This is a genomic window from Chitinimonas koreensis (assembly GCF_014353015.1).
Classification (GTDB): domain Bacteria; phylum Pseudomonadota; class Gammaproteobacteria; order Burkholderiales; family Chitinimonadaceae; genus Chitinimonas; species Chitinimonas koreensis.
In genome coordinates this window covers 1948866-1965512 of record NZ_CP060704.1, presented here as the reverse complement: position 1 = coordinate 1965512, position 16647 = coordinate 1948866, and the positions used below count along the sequence as shown (strand labels likewise).

Here is a 16647-nt window from a genome sequence, read left to right as displayed (position 1 = left end):
TCGGCCCGCGGCAAAGGGCTCAACGGATGGTGAATATCTTGCCGAAGCAGGCGATCTCGAGCACTTGTCGCACCGTATCGCGGCAATTCACCAGGGCAAGCGACTTGCCCGCTGCCGAGGCCTTCTCCTTGAGCAGCAGCAGCATGCCCAGCGCCGAGCTGTCCAGGTAGTCGACCTGCTGGAAATCGACCAGCACCTCGCGGACCCCTTCCTTGCCCAGCACATCGTCACAAGCCTGGCGGAAGTCGCGGTGCGCGCTGAAATCGAATTGCCCGGACAATACGAGGCGGCCGGTCTGGCCATCAATCTCGACAATAGCAGTCATGGATTTTTCAGTTCTATGGAATCGGGTTTATGCAAATGCAATGTGCCTTATCACGATAGGGAGCTAATGCGCCGCTGGCAACAAGATCGTGAACGTGGCGCCCTCTCCGGGCGCCGAGCGGACGTCGATCTCGCCGCCGTAGGCGGTCAGCAGATTGCGCACGATCGCCAGGCCCAGGCCGGTGCCTTCCTTGCGGGTGGTGAAGAACGGCTCGAACAGCCGGTCGCGCACCGCGTCGCTCATGCCGCAGCCGGTATCGGACACCACCAGCCGCCAACCCGGCTCGGCGCGCTCGAGCGCCACGGCGATCGCATCGCCGGCCTGCGTCGCCTGCACCGCGTTGTCGAGGAGATTGATCACGGCCCCGGTGAGTTCCTTTCGGTTCACCTCGACCCAGGCCGGCTCGGCCGCCAGCGCCAGCGTCCAGCGTCGGCTGGCCGAGGCGTCGTGCGGCTGCACGGTCTGCATCGCCTCCTCGACCACCAGGTTCAGGTCGACCACCTCGAGCGCGGCCTGCTGTCCGCGCACGAACTGCAGCATGTTCTTGATCAGCGTCTCGAGGTAGCGCAGCCGCGCCAGCGACTTCTCGCCGAACTTGAGCCGTTCGGCCTCGCCCAGGCCGGGCTTGGCCAGGTTCGCGGTGTAGAGCAAGGCGGTCGCCAGCGGCGTGCGCAGCTGGTGGGCGAGACCGGCCGCCATCTCGCCCATCGCGGCCAGGCGCTTGTGCAGCTCCAGCTGGCGGCGCAGGCGCCAGCTCTCGCTCACGTCGTGGATCAGGAGGATGCGGCCGCCGTCGTCGAGCGTGCTGGAGACGATGCTGAGCCGACGCTCGATCTCGGGCTCGAGCGCGAAATCCCACTCGGTGGCGACCGAGGTCGCGCGCAGCCGCGGCCCGACCGCGGCGTCCCAGTCCTGCCCGTCCAGCGCGTGGCCGAAGATGACGAGGGCTGCCGGGTTCATGGCGCTGACGCGCCCCTGCAGGTCGAGCTCGACCACCCCGCCCGGCAGCGCCGCCAGGAGCGTGCCCAGCCGCTGCGACAGCGCGGCCTTCTCCTCGAACTGTTGGCGCAGCGCGCCGTTGGCCACCGCCAGTTCGTGGGTCAGCGAGCCGACCTTCGATTCGAGTTCCTGATAGGCCTCGACCAGTTGGCGCGACGCTTCGTTGAACAGCGAGAAAGCCTGCTCGAGTTCGGCGCGATCGATCTTGTCCGATGGCGACGGGATGGAACTGTTCGGCGACGACAAGGCGGGTTCCTATGTTGGGAAAGTGCAGGTGGATTATAAAAATTTCGCGATTGACCGGCTTGCAGCGCCCATGCGGCTTGCCTTCATCGGAGTTCGCGACGATAACGGTATCAAAATCGCGCCAAGCTTCCGACTGCCAAGCCGGGTGTGCGTTCGGCAAGCCGCGCGGGTAGAATATTCGAAGTGTCTGAAGCGGGTGTCCTGCCAGCCATCGACCCGGCCAACAGCAGCGGCGGCCCACGTAACGGTCAGTTGCAATCCCAAATCCTCGCGGAGTCGAAAAAAGTGTCCGACTTGCTCAAGAAAATCGACGCGCGCACCAAGCTCGCCGGCACCAACAAGCTGGAAATCCTGTTGTTCACCCTGGGGCTGGACCAGCGCTCGAACCGGCGCGAGAACTTCGGCATCAACGTGTTCAAGGTGCGCGAGGTGATGCGCACGCCCGAAATCACCCAGGCCCCGAAATGCCCCCGCGGTCGAAGGCATGGTCAGCCTGCGCGGCAACCTGATCCCGGTCATCGACCTGGCCCGCTACGTCGGCGTGAAGACCGAGAGCAAGCCCGACATCATGATCGTGTCCGAATACAACGGACACACCCAGGGCTTCCTGGTCGAGGCGGTCGACACCATCCTGCGGCTGGACTGGACCCAGATGCGCGTCCCGCCCGAAATGCTCAACAACAATATGCGCGGCCTGGTGACCGCCGTCACCGAGCTCGACAGCGGCAAGCTGGTGATGATGCTCGACGTCGAGAAGGTGCTGGCCGAGACCAACCAGATCGACGACGCGCACGAATTCCGCGCGATCCAGCCGCAATCGGACGTGGTCGGCCGCACGGTGTTCTACGCCGACGACTCCGCCATCGCCCGCAAGCAGATCCAGCGCACGCTCGAGGCGCTGCAGCTCAATTATGTCGAGACCATCAACGGCAAGAAGGCCTGGGAGGAGCTGCAGCGCATCGCGGCGCAGGCCGAGCAGACCGGCCGGCCGGTGAAGGATTACGTCCAGATGATCCTGACCGACGTCGAGATGCCCGAGATGGACGGCTACATGCTGACCAAGTCGGTCAAGAGCGACCCGCGCTTCGCCGGCATCCCGGTGCTCATGCATTCCTCGCTGTCGGGCATGTCGAACCAGAAGCTCGGCCAGTCGGTCGGGGTCGACGCCTACGTCGCCAAATTCGAACCGCACAAGCTCACCGAGGCCGTCGTCTCCATGCTGCGCGGCCAGCAGAAGTGATCCGCCGGCATTCCGCCACCGCTCCTTAGATCGTTTCAGACGTAACCAGAAGTCCAGACTGCGCACAGGGGATACCTCAATGTCCAATTCCAATTCCACCTTGCTTGACAGCGTCGACGCCCGCACCAAGCTGGCCGGCTCGAACAAGATGGAAATCCTGCTGTTCTCGCTGGGCACGCGGGAGACTTTCGGCATCAACGTGTTCAAGGTCCGCGAGGTGTCGCAGACGCCGCGGATCACCAAGACGCCCAATATGCCCAGCGGCGTCGAAGGCGTGATCTCCCTGCGCGGCAACATCATCCCGGTGATCTCCCTGGCCAAGTTCGTCTGTCCCGGCGACCAGGACAAGGCCATGGAAGAGACCATGATCGTGACCGAGTTCTCCAAGCACACCCAGGGCTTCCTGGTGCAGTCGGTCGACCGCATCATCCGGGTGGACTGGAACAAGGTGCGCGCGCCCGAAAACATGCTGGCCGGCAGCCAGGCCATGATCACCGCCATCACCGAGCTCGACGACGGCAAGCTGGTTTCGATCCTCGACGTCGAGCAGATCCTGGCCGGCGTGATCGGCGAAACCTTCGTGCCCGACATCCCTGCCGTGAGCGTGGACCAGGAAAAGTTCATGTTCTTCGTCGACGACTCGATGGTCGCGCGCAAGGAGATCGTCGGCGTGCTCGACAAGCTCAGCGTCAAGTACCAGCAGGCCAACAACGGCGCGGAAGCGTGGGACAAACTGCAGAACATCGCCAACCGCTACCAGCACGACAGCGAGCCGCTCAACCACCACCTCAAGCTGATCCTGGTCGACGCCGAGATGCCGGAGATGGACGGCTACGTGCTGACCAAGCACATCAAGGCCGATCCGCGCTTCCACGGCATCCCGGTGGTCATGCACTCTTCGCTGTCGTCCAACGCCAACCGGGCGATGGGCAGCAGCGTCGGTGTTGACGCCTACGTCGCTAAATTCGATCCTTTCGTGTTGGCGGAAACCATCTCGCCGTTCCTTCAAAGCTGACCTGACCACTACATAGCAAATCGCGGCGTGCCGCGCGCCCGTCCCCGGACGGGTTTCACGGAGTAAGACATGACGGACAAGAACCTTCGTTTCCTGGTGGTTGACGATTTCTCGACGATGCGCCGCATCGTGCGGAATCTGCTCAAGGAGCTGGGCTATGGCAACGTCGAGGAAGCCGAAGACGGCCAGGTTGCCCTGCATAAACTCAAATCGACGACCTACGACTTCGTCGTGACCGACTGGAACATGCCGAACATGACCGGCATCGAACTGCTCCGGGCGGTACGCGCCGACGCCACCCTCAAGCACCTGCCGGTCTTGATGATCACGGCCGAAGCCAAGAAGGAAAACATCATCGAGGCGGCCCAGGCCGGCGCCAGCGGCTACATCGTCAAGCCGTTCACCGCGGCCACGCTCGACGAGAAGCTGGGCAAGATCTTCCAAAACCTGAACAAGTGAGACGGGGTGCGACGTGAGTGATCAAGCCATCAACAGCGGTGACTCCGACGAACTGCAGGCATTGTTCGACAGTATCGTAAGTGCGAACCAGCCGGCGGCGGCCGCCCCGGCACCGGCTCCTGCGCCGGCCCCCGCGCCGGCTCCGGCAGCGGAAAAGGCCACGGAACAGGCCGGTTTCTCCGCCAATCTCGAAACGCTCGAAGAACCGGCCCGCTCGATGTTCGCCAGCATCGGCCAGCTGACCCGCAAGGTGCACGACTCGCTGCGCGAACTCGGCTTCGACAAGTCGCTGGAAAAGGCCGCCGCCGCCATCCCCGATGCGCGCGACCGGCTGTCATACATCGCCACGCTGACCGAACAGGCCGCCAACCGCACGCTCAACGCGGTCGACGTCGCCCAGCCGCTGCAGAACCGCATCGAGAGCGATTCGGAAGCGCTCGCGGCGCAATGGGACAAGCTGTTCGCCAACCAGCTGTCGATCGACGAATTCAAGCAGCTGGCCGCCAAGACGCGCGACCACCTGAAGGAATCGGCCAGCGGCGCCAAGGCCACCAACGAGCAACTGCTCGAGATCATGATGGCGCAGGACTTCCAGGATCTGACCGGCCAGGTGATCAAGAAGATCGTCGAGATGGCCAAGGAAATGGAAGGCAGCCTGCTGGAATTCCTGATGCAGTTCTCGCCCGGCGGCAGCGCGATCAAGCCGCCGTCGATCGGCGAGGTGGATTCGAGCCTGCTCAATGGTCCGGTCTACAACGCCGATGGGCGTACCGACGTGGTCACCAACCAGGAACAGGTCGACGACTTGCTCGCCAGCCTTGGTTTCTAATCCGGCCCGAGCCCAGAGGATCAAGATATGAGCGACTTTGCCGGCATGGAAGACTTGCTCCAGGATTTCCTCACCGAATCCTCGGAGCTCCTGTCCGACGTGGACAACAAGCTGGTCGAGCTGGAGAAGCGACCTGGCGACAAGCACCTGCTGAACGACATCTTCCGCGGTTTCCATACCATCAAGGGCGGTGCCGGCTTCCTCAACGTCGATGCGCTGGTGAACCTGTGCCACCGCACCGAGAACCTGTTCGACAAGCTGCGCAACGGCGAGCTGTCGCTGTCGCCCGAACTCATGGACGTGATCCTCGCCGCCACCGGCGTGGTGCGCGACATGTTCGGCTCGCTGTCGCAAGGCCGCCCGCCGGCTTCGGCCGACAGCACGCTGCTGGCCCAGCTCGACGCCGCGCTCGAGGGCAAGGCAGCGCCGGCCCCCGCACCGGCGCCGGCCGCCGCACCCGCAGCCGCTCCCGCCGGCGGCAACGAACCCGACTGGCACGCGCTCTACCAGGCCGTGACCGGCAAACCGGCCGCTCCTGCGCCCGCCCCGGCGGCGGCGGCCAAGCCCGCCGCGCCGGCGCCCGCTCCGGTCGCCGCCACGCCGCCGCTGCCGGCCGCGCCGGTACCGGTGGTGCAGAAGCCGGCGGTGCCGGCCGCATCCGACGGCGCGGTGGGCCTGCGTCCTGCCGCACCGCAGCCGGCTTCCAAGCCGCAGCCGGCACAGCAGCTGGCCTCGCAGGAAACCACGATCCGCATCGATACCGTGCGGCTCGACCAGGTGCTCAACCTGTCCGGCGAGATCGGCCTGACCAAGAACCGGCTGACCACGCTGCGTTCCGACATCCTCGGCGGCAAGACCGACGCCGCCACGCTGAAGGCGCTCGACGAGGCGATCGGCCAACTGGACCTGCTGGTCAGCGACCTGCAGAACGCGGTCATGAAGACGCGCATGCAGCCGATCGGCCGGCTGTTCCAGAAATACCCGCGCCTGGCGCGCGACCTCGCCCGCCAGTTGGGCAAGGACGTCGAGCTGGTGATCACCGGCGAGGAGACCGAGCTCGACAAGACGATGCTCGAGGATCTGAACGATCCGCTGGTCCACCTTGTGCGCAACGCGGTCGACCACGGCGTGGAGACGATCGAGGAGCGCATCGCCGCCGGCAAGCCGCCCAAGAGCATCGTCCAGCTGTCCGCCACCCAGGTCGGCGACCACATCCTGATCGAGATCACCGACGACGGTAAGGGCATGCGGCCCGACGTGCTGCGTCGCAAGGCGGTCGAGAAGGGCATCATCGACCTCGAGACCGCCAACAGCCTCGACGACAAGCAGGCGCTGCAGCTGGTCTTCATGCCGGGCTTCTCGACCAAGGACCAGATCTCCAGCATCTCCGGCCGCGGCGTCGGCATGGACGTGGTGAAGACCAACATCCAGAAGCTCAACGGCCGCATCGACATCCAGTCGGTGGTCGGCGAGGGCTCGCGCTTCGCCATCTCGCTGCCGCTGACGCTGGCGATCCTGCCGGTGCTGGTGGTGCGCGTATGCGACCAGCCGTTCGCGGTGCCGCTGGCGATGGTGCGCGAGATCATCCCGATCCGTCCGGAACAGGTGCAGGAGGTCTCCGGCCGCGCCACCATCGTGGTGCGCGACGAGATCCTGTCGGTCCGCTCGCTGGCCCGCATGATCGGCTGGGAAGCGACCCAGACGCCGCAGTTCGGCGTGCTGATGCAGTCGTCCGAGCACAGTTTCATCCTGGCGATCGACAGCTTCATCGGCCGCGACGACGTGGTGATCAAGCCGCTGCAGAACATCCGCCCGCGCGGCATCGCCGGCGCGACGCTGTCGGGCGACGGCTCGGTGGTGCTGGTGCTCGACATGGAAGACCTGCTCGACGAATCCAATTCCGAACAGTCGGCGATCAAGACCAGCCAACTCCTCAACCTACTTACCCACAAGGGCTGAAGCTTGTCTGACGGGGTTATGACAGGGTAAGCAAATTGCCAACTATGACGGCGGTCTGCATAATGAAGACCGCCGTTTTCATGGCCCCCGGACCGATTCCGAACATCGCGAGTCAACATGCAGAACAACGCCTTCATCGGCCGCCAACCCATCCTCAACCGACAGCAGCAGATCATCGGTTATGAATTGCTGTTCCGGCTCGACCAGTCGTCCCTGACGGCCGACTTCTCGAGCGACATGCAGGCGGGGACCAACATCCTCGTCAACACCCTCTCGAACATGGGCGCCGATTGGCTGGTCGGCAGCAAGCTCGCCTTCGTCAACGTCGCCACCTCCATGCTCGAGAGCAATTTCCTCGAGCTCCTGCACCCGCAGCGCGTGGTGCTCGAAATCGTCGAATCGGTCAACGCCACGCCCGAATTGCTGGCCCGCGCCAAGGAACTGCGCGCCCAGGGCTTCGGCATCGCGCTCGACGACTTCACCTACACGCCGCAGACCGCCCCTTTCCTCGAGTTCGCCAACTACGTGAAGCTGGACATCCAGCAACTGGGCCTGGAGAACGTCAAGAGCCTGTCCAAGGAGCTGCGCAAGTTCCCGGTGCTGCAGGTCGCCGAGAAGGTCGAAACCAAGGACGAGTTCAAGTTCTGCCTCGACGTCGGCCTCGACTGCTTCCAGGGCTACTACTTCGCCCACCCGGAAACGCTGTCGGCCAAGATCATCAATCCGGCCTACGCCAACATCCTGAGCCTCTTGAACATGCTCAGGAACAACGCCGAGATCGTCGAGATCGAGAACGCGCTCAAGCGCGACGTGGCGCTGTCGTTCAAGCTGCTGCGCTATATCAACTCGGCCGGCTTCGGCCTGTCGTGCGAGATCCACTCGTTCCGCCATGCCGTCACCATCCTCGGCTACCAGAAGCTGTACCGCTGGCTCACGCTGCTGCTGGTCACCGCCAGCTCCGACGCGGGCACGCCGCCGGCGCTGATGAAGACCGCGGTCACGCGCGGCCGGCTGGTCGAGCTGCTCGGCAGCCACCTGCTCGACGGCACCGACCGCGACAACCTGTTCATCGTCGGCGTGTTCTCGCTGCTCGACGTGATGCTCGACATGCCGATGGACAAGATCCTCGAAACGCTGCTGCTGCCCGACAGCGTGTCCGAGGCGCTGCTGTCGCGCACCGGCATCTACGGCCCCTTCATCGAGCTGGCCGAGGCCTGCGAAGACCCGGACATGGCCGACGTGCCGCGCCTGTGCGAACAGCTCCAGCTCACGCCGGAGATGCTCAACAAGGCGCACGTGTCGGCGCTGGCCTGGGTCGAGGAGCTGGGCGTCTGATCGTCCCGCCGATCCGCTTCATGCAAAAGCCGCCCTCGGGCGGCTTTTTGCTTTATCGGCCCGGCGAGCTTTCGGGCACCACGACGCGAAACGGCGCCGACCCGATCGGGCCGGAGGTCGGATCAGCGCAAGGCCCAGTCGATCGGCGCGATGCCGTGCTCGGCCAGGTAGCGGTTGGCGGCCGAGAAATGGCCATTGCCGATGAAGCCGCGATGGGCCGACAGCGGCGACGGGTGGGGCGACAGCAGCACGCAATGGCGCGCCGGGTCGATCAGCGACTGCTTGGCCTCGGCATAACCACCCCACAGCATGAAGACCAGGTGCTCGCGCTCGCGCGCCAGCTTGGCCACCAGCGCGTCGGTGAAGCGTTCCCAGCCGCGCTTGCGATGCGAGCCGGCCTGGCCGGCCTCGACGGTGAGCACGCTGTTGAGCAGCAGCACGCCCTGCCCGGCCCAGTCCACCAGGTTGCCGTGGCCCGGCGGGGTATGGCCGAGGTCGCGGGCGATTTCCTTGAAGATGTTGAGCAGCGAAGGCGGTGGCCGCACGCCCCGCGGCACCGAGAAGCTGAAACCATGCGCCTGGCCTGGGCCGTGGTAGGGATCCTGGCCCAGGATCACCACCTTCACCTCGCTCGGTGCGACCGCTTCGAGCGCCGCATAGCGGAGCTCGGCCGGCGGGTAGATGGTCTTGCCGGCGGCGGCTTCGGCGGCGAGGAAGGCCTGCAGCTCGGCCCAGTATGGTTTGGCGGTTTCGTCGGCGAGCCAGGCGGCCCATTGGAGAGGAAGCTCAGTCGTCATGCGAGGGATGTTTGCGGTCGAAGATCTCGCGCCGGTGGCGGCGGAAAATGGTCTTGTCGAGCCAGTCCTGCAGCTCGTCGTCGTGCAGCTCGAAATGCGCGTCGACCAGCCAACGGTCGCCGTCGGGGCTGCAGCCGGTGATGACGGCCGGCAGCAGCAGCGCCTGCGGGATGCGCGGGCTGAGGTAGAGCCCCAGCGCACCGCGCTCGCCGGGCGCGATCGGCGCGGCCGCCCGCCAGCGCGCCGACTCGCCGTTCAGCGCCACGCTGGCGACCGGCGGCAGCGGCGCGCCGCGGGCCAGCAATTGGCCGATCAGTTGCAGGCAGAGGTCGATGCGGGCCTCGAGCGCCTGCCAGCGCAGGCTATCGGGGCCGTCCTCGTCGTCCAGGTGCGGCGGCGAGGCTTCGAGCAGCGACAGCACCCGCAGCAGCAGGACGCCGTCGCCCGTCGCCGGCGCCTGGTCGGGGTGCCAGGCGAGCGGCAGATCGGCATGAATGGCAATGGCAGTCGGCATGGCAGGGCTCCAGTCCCGGCGATTATAGCGCGGCCGCCCACCGGGCCCGGCGGCCGTCGCGGCGCGTGGCCCGGCGCTTGCGTGCCGCGCCTTCCGTTTCGACCGGGCCGGCGCGCGCACGTTTGCCGCGGCACGCATTTGAGCAAGCACAATTCCTGCCGGCATGGGCCGGCGTTAGAATGCGCCTCTCCGATTCCCTGCGCCGCGCTTTCCTGCGATTCCGCCGCCCACGCCATGCCTGCCACCCTCCTCTCTCCCGCCGAGCTGAACGATTTCCATGAACACGGCTTCGTCGTGGTCCGCGGCCTGGCCGACGCCGCCACGCGCGAGGCCATCCTCGCGGTGGCCAACGACCACCTCGCCCGCGCCGTCGAGCCGATCGAATACGAGGCCGAGACGAACTACCCGGGCGCCCCGGCCTCGCTCGACGCGGTCGGCGGCCGCACCGCGCGGCGACTGCGCCAGGTCTACCAGCGCGACGAAGCGTTCCGCCGCTGGGCGCAGGATCCGCGCATGACCGATCGCGTCAAGCAGCTGCTCGGCTCACCGCGCATCGCGCTCACCCAGGCCCATCACAACAGCCTGATGACCAAGCAGCCGGCCTATTCGAGCGTCACCCACTGGCATCGCGACATCCGCTACTGGAGTTTCGAGGACAACAACCTGGTGTCGGTCTGGCTGGCGCTGGGCCGCGAATATCCGGAGAACGGCAGCCTCGGCTTCCTGCCCGGTTCGCACCGGCTCGAACTGGATGCCGAACGCTTCGAGAACCGCGCCTTCCTGCGGGCCGACCTGCCGGAGAACGCGGCGCTGATCGAACGCGCGGTATTCCCTTCGCTCGAGCCGGGCGACGTGGTGTTCTTCCACGCGATGACCTTCCACGCCGCCGGCTGGAACCGGACCGAGGCGACCAAGTACTCGCTGGTCTACGGCTACCACCGCCAGGACAATCTGCCGCTGGCCGGTTCGCGCAGCGCCAGTCTGCCGACGGTGACCATCGACTAGACCGGCGCCGGCCGCTAGCCGGACCGATACGCACGACCTGCATCGGGCAGCACGGCCTGGCGCGACTGTCACGCCACGGCGACCATCACAGTCGGCCAGCGTGTCCGCCAGCCGTGCCTGCCGCCGGCCGATGCCGGCGCGTAGTCTGGCCTTCCGCTCCCCTTCCCGGCCGCCGCCATGCCCAACGCCCTTCTCTACGCCGTCGCCACGCTGATCTGGGGCTCGACCTGGCTGGCCATCACGCTGCAGTACGGCGTGGTACCGGCCAGCGCTTCGGTCGCCTACCGTTTCCTGCTGGCCGGCATCCTGATGCTGGCGTGGTGCGCCTGGCGGCGCGAGCGGCTGCGCCTCTCGGGCGCCGAGTTGCGCTGGGCCGCGCTGCAGGGGGTACTGATGTTCGGCGTGAGCTACATGATGGTCTACGAGGCCGAACGCCATATCGCGTCCGGCCTGATGGCGGTGCTCAACTCGAGCATGGTGGTGATCAACCTGGTCGGCGCCCGCTTCGCCTTCGGCCGCCGCATCGACGCCAAGTCGGCGCTCGGCGCCGGCCTCGGCATCGCCGGCATCGCGCTGGTGTTCTGGCCCGAACTGCGCGGCGTCAACGACGCGTCGGGCTGGATCGGGGTCGGTTTCGGCCTCGGCGCCGCCCTGCTGGCCTCGCTCGGCAACCTGGTGGCGCAGCGCAACCGCGATGCCGCGCTGCCGCTATTGCCCGGCATCGGCTACGGCATGCTGGTCGGCGGCGGCACCGCGCTGCTGTTCACCCTGCTCAGCGGCCAGCCGCTGGTGTTCGACACCCGGCCGAGCTATCTCGGCTCGCTGTTCTACCTCGCGGTGTTCGGTTCGGTGCTGGCCTTCGCCGCCTACCTGACCCTGCTGGGCCGCATCGGCGCCGCGCGCTCGGGCTATATCGCGGTGGCGGTGCCGATCGCCGCGCTGCTGCTGTCGGCCTGGTTCGAGGGCTTCCAATGGCAGCTGTACACGGTGGCCGGCATCGCCTGCGCGGTGGTCGGCAACCTGATCATGCTGGCCGACGTCAGCGGCTGGCTACGCCGGGTCGGCCTGGACCGCCTCGCCGCCCGCCTGGCGTAGCCGCTCGTACAGGCAGATCGCGGCGGCCGCGCCGACGTTGAGCGACTCGAGCCCGGCCCGCATCGGGATGCGCAGCCGCAGCTCGGTCAGCGCCGCCACCTCCTCGCTGACACCGCCGCCCTCGCTGCCCATCACCAAGGCCAGATCGCCGCGCAGGTCGGCCGCGTAGAGCGGCACGCTGCCCTGCAGCAGGGTGGCGGCGCGGCGGCCGCCGAAATCGGCCAGCAGCGCCGGCAGATCGGCCCTTTCCACCAGCGGCAGCAGGAAATGCGCGCCCATGCCGGCGCGCAGCACCTTGGGCGACCAGGCGTCGGCGCAGGCCGGGCTGAGCCAGGCCTGCGCCACGCCAGCCGCCGCGGCGGTGCGCAGCATCGCGCCGACGTTGCCCGGGTCCTGCACCCCGTCGAGCGCCAGTACCAGGCCGTCGCGGCGCGGCGCGGGCGCTGCCGGCACCGGCCAGACGGCCAGGATGCCGCTGCTCGACTCCAACTCGGTCAATTCGCCGAACAACGTGTCGGCCAGCACCGCCGGCACGCCGTCGAAACGGCCGAGCAGGTCGACGATCTCGGGCTTGTCGACGGCGCCGGCGGCGACCAGCAGGCGCTGCGGCGGCAGGCCGGCGTCGAGCGCGGCGCGGATCAGGTGCGGGCCGTCGAGCAGGGTCACGCCGCTCTTGAGCCGTTCGCGGCGGTGGCTGGCCAGCTTGACGCAGGTCTTGACCAGCGCGTTCTGGCGGGACTGGATGATTTCCATGGAAACGATATGATGGGCCGGCGCTGCGCCGGACGGTTGAAACGGAGAATGGATCGGAATCAGCCGCCCAGGTCGAGCCTGCGCGCCTGGCGGGTCAGGCATTGGCCGGTGAGCAGGCAGACCTGCTTGAAGCCGGCGTACTGCGCATCGCTGAGCGCGCCGCCCTGGCTGTCGGCGAAGAACAGCCCGACCGGCTTGTCGTTGACGAACAGCGACATCGCCATGAAATCGCCCTCGCCGGCCGCCTGGCGCAGGCCGCGCGGCAGCAGCGCCTCGAACTGCGGCCGGTTGCCGACGTTGAGCCAGACCGACTGCGGCTTGAGCAGGAGCTTGCTGAACAGGTGCGGCGTGCCGAGCTCGATCTCGAAGGCGCGCAGCGGATCGTCGGCCGGCGCGCCGAACACGTAGCGCGTCTTCAGCGAACGCTGGCCGGCCACCATCAGGCCGAACAGGATGCGCTTGAAGCCGGCGCCCTCGGCCAGCGCACGGATCGCGTGGGTCATGATCTGGTTGAACGAGGCGCCGCTGTCGCCGGCCGCCTGCAGGCCGCGCAACAACTCGTTGAAGCCGGCCTTGGCCGGCGCCGCGGCGGCCTTGGGCTGCGGTTTGGGCCACTCGCCCGGCAGCATCGCCAGCCAGCGCGCCGGCGGGAAGATCTGCGCATAGGGCCAGTCGCGGTGGGCGAAATCGAGCAGCGCCCGCCGCACCAGTGCCCACACCTCGGCCGTGGTGATGCCCAGCACCTCGCCGGCGAGCTGCAGGTCGGCGCCGATCGGCGCCTGCCACCAGCCGAGCTGCAGATGCTCGGCCAGCCGGATCGCGGCTCGCTGGATCTCGCCGCGCTGCACTTCGACGCCGTGTTCCGGGTCGAGCAGGTTCGAGCACACCTCCGGCAGCTTCCAGTGCCGTGCCAACGCCGTCATCGGCACCGCGGCATCGGCCGGCGGCGTCGGCATGCCGGGCGCGAGGTGCTGCAGCATGCGCGGGATGCGGGCCAGCAAGGCGGTGGCGAAGACTTCGTCGAGGTGGGCGTCGTAGCGCTGGAAACCGAGGTCGCGCGCCAGCCGGGCGGCCAGCCGCGCGGTCGCCACCTCCTGCAGCAGCGCGTGGTACTGCGCCGCGTGCTTGGGCAGCAGCAGCGATTCGACCGCCGGCAGGCGGGAGAACTGGCCGATGAAGGCATCGACGCCCATCAGCATCACGATGCTCTCGATCGACACCACGTCGGCGGCCAGGCTGCTGCGCTCGCGGCCGTTGATCTGGCGCAGCGCGTGCGCGGTCAGCAGCGGATCGCGCAGCACCAGGTCGGCGATGTCGCCGATCCGGGCCGATTCGCCCTTGCCGGCGAAGCCCGCCAGGCCGGCCTTGGTCGACTGCAGGACGGGCAGCGGCCGGCGGGCCCAGTAGTCGAGCCAGGCACGGGTTTCCGGCGTGTCGGCGGCCGGTTTCGGCTTCGGTTTCAGCGCATCCGCCATAGATAGAGCCTCGCGCCCTTCCAGTCGTCGAGTTCGATGATCTCGTCGGCGTCCACGTCCGGCACCGGGAAGCTGTTGCTGACGAACAGGCTGCCGGGACGCATCTCCGCCCTCGCCTTCCGCCACAGCGACGGCATCGCCGCCGGCGACAGGAAGGCATACACCACATCGTAGCCGGCCAGCGGCCAGCGCATCAGGTCGCCGCGCCAGACCCGGGCATCGCGTCGCAGCAGCCGCAGGCGCGCCAGCAGCCACGGCAGCCAGGCATGCTCAACGCCTTCGACCACGATGCCGGGCCGGCGTGCCAGGTAGGCAAGCACGGTGCCGGTGCCGGCGCCGAGATCGAGCACCCGGCCGCCGGGCGGCACGCGCTGCAGCAGCGCGTCGAGCGCCAGCCGGTTGCTGAGGTAGAGCGGGACGCGCGAGCGGTCGATGCGGCCGAACAGCAGCCAGGCCAGCGCGAAGGCGCACAGGTAGAGCCAAGGCGGCCAGCCGAGCCGCAGCGCCAGCGCGGCGGCCGGCATGAAGGCGAGATGGATCAGCCACCACCAGCGCGGCTGCCCGGTGGCGACGCTGGCGGCGGCGGCGAGGCCGGCCTGCAGCGGCCACCACAGCGCCGGAGGGAAGGCCGCGGCGCGGACCAGCGCGAAGGCTGCCGCGGCGGCGCCGCACTGGATCAGCAGGGCCGCCAGCGCCGGTCTCACGGTTTCGCGTCTGCCGCCGGCGTTCCAGCGGCAGCGGCCGGCGCCGCACCCGCCGCGATCGCCGCTGCCGGATCGGTCACCTCGGCGGCGTCGCCGGCCTGCTTGCCGGCGAGCTTCATGATGTTCTCCTCGGCTTCCTTGTTCAGCACGATGATGCTGATGCGGCGGTTGACCGGGTTGGCCGGGTTGTCCTTGTCGAACGGCACCGAGTCGGCCAGGCCCACCACGCGCAGCATCTTCTCGCTGGCCAGGCCGCCGGTGATCAGTTGCCGGCGCGAGGCGTTGGCGCGGTCGGCCGACAGCTCCCAGTTGCTGTAGCTCTTGTCGCCGGTCGAGAAGCCGGCCGAATCGGTATGGCCCGACAGCGACAGGCGGTTCGGCACCTCGTTGAGGATGGCGGCGATCTCCTTGAGGATGTCGGCCGCGTAGCCCTCCATCTGCGCGCTGCCGCTCTTGAACATCGGCCGGTTCTGCTGGTCGACGATTTGCACCCGCAAGCCCTCGGGCGTGATGTCGAGCAGGATCTGGTCCTTGTACTGGCCGAGCTTGCCGGCGGCGTTCTTGAGCGCGTCCTCGAGCTTCTTCTTCAGGTCGCCCAGGATGCGCTTGTCGCCCGGATCGTTGGTGCGGCGGAATTCGCCGGCCTTCTTCGAGATGTCGAGCCCGCCGCCCTGCAGCACGCTGGTCGAGTCGCCGGCGCCCGAGCCGCCGTTGAGGGCGACCTTGAACGGGTTCTGGAAATAGTCGGCGATGCCGCGCAGATCGCCCTTGGTCGACGAGCCGAGCAGCCACATCAGCAGGAAGAAGGCCATCATGGCCGTGACGAAGTCGGCGTAGGCGATCTTCCAGGCGCCGCCATGATGGCCATGGCCGCCCTTCTTGATCTTCTTGACGACTATGGGCCGTTGGGAATCGTCGCTCACTGTGCTCGCTCCATGACGCTAGACGACTAGCCCTTCTTGTTCTTCACGTATTCCTCGAGCTCGAGGAAGCTCGGCCGGAGCGCGCCTTCCATCGCCTTGCGGCCGAACTCGACCGCCACCTGCGGCGCATAGCCGTTGAGGCTGGCGAGGATGGTGACCTTGATGGTCTGGAACACGCGGGTGCTGTCGTTGGCCTTGCCCTCGAGGATGGTGGCCAGCGGGCCGACGAAGCCGTAGGCCAGCAGGATACCCATGAAGGTACCGACCAGCGCCGCGCCGATCAGCTTGCCGAGCTCGGACGGCGGCAGGTGCAGCGAACCCATGGTATGCACCACGCCCATCACCGCGGCGACGATACCGAAGGCCGGCAGGCCGTCGCCGAGCTTGGCGAAGAACTGCGCCGGCACCTCGGCCTCGTGGTGGTGGGTCTCGATCTCGACGTCCATCAGGTTCTCGATCTCGAAGGCGTTCAGGTTGCCGCCCACCATCAGGCGCAGGTAGTCGCACAGGAATTCGATCACGTGGTGGTCGCGCGCGACGGTGGCGTACTTGGAGAACAGCGGGCTGGCATCGGGATTCTCGACGTCGCCCTCGATCGACATCAGGCCTTCCTTGCGCACCTTGGAGAGGATCTCGTACAGCAGCGCGAACAGGTCCATGTAGAAGGACTTGCCGTAGGCGCTGCCCTTGAACACCGTCGGCACGGCCTTGAGCACGCTCTTGAGCGAGGAGCCGTAGGCCACGATCATCGCGCCGATGCCGCCGCCGAAGATGATGACGATCTCAGACGGTTGCCACAGCACGCCCAGGTGGCCGCCATGCATCGCGTAGGCGCCGAAGATGCAGACCGACATGAAGATGTAGCCGATGATCACGAACATCGAGTGAAGCTCCCATCGGCTCTGTGGCCGGTTGACGCGTCCGAGGGCGACGCAACGGTCGAATATTAGTTGGCGCGTGTCGCGAATGACAAA

General features: G+C 67.3%; 16 protein-coding genes and 1 pseudogene. 8 read left to right on the top strand and 9 right to left on the bottom strand.

What is annotated here, in order from left to right; translation table 11 throughout:
* Positions 1 to 19: 19 nt before the first annotated feature.
* A complete protein-coding gene (locus H9L41_RS08610) occupies positions 20 to 325 on the bottom strand; it encodes an STAS domain-containing protein (RefSeq protein ID WP_028446584.1) in 306 nt (101 codons plus the stop codon).
* Positions 326 to 388: 63 nt separating this feature from the next.
* Entirely contained in the window at positions 389 to 1570 is a 1182-nt protein-coding gene (locus H9L41_RS08605; RefSeq protein ID WP_051319081.1) for a sensor histidine kinase, read from the bottom strand.
* Positions 1571 to 1855: 285 nt separating this feature from the next.
* Between H9L41_RS08605 and H9L41_RS08600 the strand changes: the two are divergent.
* The 6 genes and pseudogenes from H9L41_RS08600 to H9L41_RS08575 all read left to right on the top strand — a co-directional run bounded on the left by H9L41_RS08600 (position 1856) and on the right by H9L41_RS08575 (position 8407).
* Positions 1856 to 2810, top strand: a pseudogene (locus H9L41_RS08600) (chemotaxis protein).
* Between the two features lie 79 nt (positions 2811 to 2889).
* Positions 2890 to 3825, top strand: coding sequence for a chemotaxis protein (locus H9L41_RS08595; RefSeq protein ID WP_028446581.1), 936 nt, complete (start codon positions 2890 to 2892; stop codon positions 3823 to 3825).
* 69 nt (positions 3826 to 3894) lie between these two features.
* On the top strand, positions 3895 to 4284 hold the full coding sequence (cheY, locus tag H9L41_RS08590; RefSeq protein WP_028446580.1) for a chemotaxis response regulator CheY: 390 nt from the start codon (positions 3895 to 3897) through the stop codon (positions 4282 to 4284).
* Positions 4285 to 4501: 217 nt separating this feature from the next.
* Complete coding sequence (gene cheZ, locus H9L41_RS08585; protein ID WP_211236881.1) at positions 4502 to 5113, top strand: protein phosphatase CheZ; 612 nt, start codon at positions 4502 to 4504, stop codon at positions 5111 to 5113.
* Positions 5114 to 5140: 27 nt separating this feature from the next.
* Entirely contained in the window at positions 5141 to 7072 is a 1932-nt protein-coding gene (locus H9L41_RS08580; RefSeq protein WP_028446578.1) for a chemotaxis protein CheA, read from the top strand.
* 117 nt (positions 7073 to 7189) lie between these two features.
* Positions 7190 to 8407, top strand: a complete 1218-nt coding sequence (locus tag H9L41_RS08575; protein ID WP_028446577.1) for an EAL and HDOD domain-containing protein — start codon at positions 7190 to 7192, stop codon at positions 8405 to 8407.
* Between the two features lie 122 nt (positions 8408 to 8529).
* Here the strand turns inward: H9L41_RS08575 and ung are convergent, their stop codons facing one another.
* Positions 8530 to 9204: a uracil-DNA glycosylase gene (ung, locus tag H9L41_RS08570; RefSeq protein WP_084300325.1), complete on the bottom strand. Its 675-nt coding sequence runs from the start codon at positions 9202 to 9204 to the stop codon at positions 8530 to 8532.
* Positions 9194 to 9718, bottom strand: a complete 525-nt coding sequence (locus H9L41_RS08565; RefSeq protein WP_028446575.1) for a PilZ domain-containing protein — start codon at positions 9716 to 9718, stop codon at positions 9194 to 9196. The genes ung and H9L41_RS08565 overlap by 11 nt, the downstream gene beginning before the upstream one ends.
* A gap of 234 nt (positions 9719 to 9952) precedes the next feature.
* Between H9L41_RS08565 and H9L41_RS08560 the strand changes: the two genes are divergently transcribed.
* Positions 9953 to 10723, top strand: coding sequence for a phytanoyl-CoA dioxygenase family protein (locus H9L41_RS08560; protein WP_028446574.1), 771 nt, complete (start codon positions 9953 to 9955; stop codon positions 10721 to 10723).
* A 177-nt stretch (positions 10724 to 10900) separates the two neighbouring features.
* Positions 10901 to 11818, top strand: a complete 918-nt coding sequence (locus H9L41_RS08555) for a DMT family transporter (protein ID WP_051319080.1) — start codon at positions 10901 to 10903, stop codon at positions 11816 to 11818.
* On the opposite strand, the gene H9L41_RS08550 is transcribed toward H9L41_RS08555, so the two are convergent.
* Genes H9L41_RS08550 through motA form a run of 5 tightly spaced genes read right to left on the bottom strand, consistent with a single transcriptional unit; the run spans position 11774 to position 16554 of the window.
* A complete protein-coding gene (locus H9L41_RS08550; RefSeq protein ID WP_028446573.1) occupies positions 11774 to 12571 on the bottom strand; it encodes a TrmH family RNA methyltransferase in 798 nt (265 codons plus the stop codon). The genes H9L41_RS08555 and H9L41_RS08550 overlap by 45 nt on opposite strands.
* Positions 12572 to 12630: 59 nt before the next feature.
* On the bottom strand, positions 12631 to 14046 hold the full coding sequence (locus tag H9L41_RS08545) for a hypothetical protein (protein ID WP_028446572.1): 1416 nt from the start codon (positions 14044 to 14046) through the stop codon (positions 12631 to 12633).
* Positions 14031 to 14750 (bottom strand): class I SAM-dependent methyltransferase, encoded by a 720-nt coding sequence (locus H9L41_RS08540; protein WP_028446571.1) that lies wholly within the window; start codon positions 14748 to 14750, stop codon positions 14031 to 14033. The genes H9L41_RS08545 and H9L41_RS08540 overlap by 16 nt, the downstream gene beginning before the upstream one ends.
* Positions 14747 to 15673, bottom strand: coding sequence for a flagellar motor protein MotB (gene motB / locus H9L41_RS08535; protein WP_028446570.1), 927 nt, complete (start codon positions 15671 to 15673; stop codon positions 14747 to 14749). Before motB ends, H9L41_RS08540 begins: the two co-directional genes overlap by 4 nt.
* Before the next feature lie 26 nt (positions 15674 to 15699).
* Positions 15700 to 16554, bottom strand: a complete 855-nt coding sequence (gene motA, locus H9L41_RS08530; RefSeq protein ID WP_028446569.1) for a flagellar motor stator protein MotA — start codon at positions 16552 to 16554, stop codon at positions 15700 to 15702.
* Between the last annotated feature and the right edge of the window lie 93 nt (positions 16555 to 16647).

Bases quoted from the DNA above. Each gene is read 5' to 3' on its own strand.
- H9L41_RS08610 (WP_028446584.1), bottom strand. From the start codon at position 325: ATGACTGCTATTGTCGAGATTGATGGCCAGACCGGCCGCCTCGTATTG.
- H9L41_RS08595 (WP_028446581.1), top strand. From the start codon at position 2,890: ATGTCCAATTCCAATTCCACCTTGCTTGACAGCGTCGACGCCCGCACC.
- cheY (WP_028446580.1), top strand. From the start codon at position 3,895: ATGACGGACAAGAACCTTCGTTTCCTGGTGGTTGACGATTTCTCGACG.
- cheZ (WP_211236881.1), top strand. From the start codon at position 4,502: ATGTTCGCCAGCATCGGCCAGCTGACCCGCAAGGTGCACGACTCGCTG.
- H9L41_RS08580 (WP_028446578.1), top strand. From the start codon at position 5,141: ATGAGCGACTTTGCCGGCATGGAAGACTTGCTCCAGGATTTCCTCACC.
- H9L41_RS08575 (WP_028446577.1), top strand. From the start codon at position 7,190: ATGCAGAACAACGCCTTCATCGGCCGCCAACCCATCCTCAACCGACAG.
- ung (WP_084300325.1), bottom strand. From the start codon at position 9,204: ATGACGACTGAGCTTCCTCTCCAATGGGCCGCCTGGCTCGCCGACGAA.
- H9L41_RS08565 (WP_028446575.1), bottom strand. From the start codon at position 9,718: ATGCCGACTGCCATTGCCATTCATGCCGATCTGCCGCTCGCCTGGCAC.
- H9L41_RS08560 (WP_028446574.1), top strand. From the start codon at position 9,953: ATGCCTGCCACCCTCCTCTCTCCCGCCGAGCTGAACGATTTCCATGAA.
- H9L41_RS08555 (WP_051319080.1), top strand. From the start codon at position 10,901: ATGCCCAACGCCCTTCTCTACGCCGTCGCCACGCTGATCTGGGGCTCG.
- H9L41_RS08550 (WP_028446573.1), bottom strand. From the start codon at position 12,571: ATGGAAATCATCCAGTCCCGCCAGAACGCGCTGGTCAAGACCTGCGTC.
- H9L41_RS08545 (WP_028446572.1), bottom strand. From the start codon at position 14,046: ATGGCGGATGCGCTGAAACCGAAGCCGAAACCGGCCGCCGACACGCCG.
- motA (WP_028446569.1), bottom strand. From the start codon at position 16,554: ATGTTCGTGATCATCGGCTACATCTTCATGTCGGTCTGCATCTTCGGC.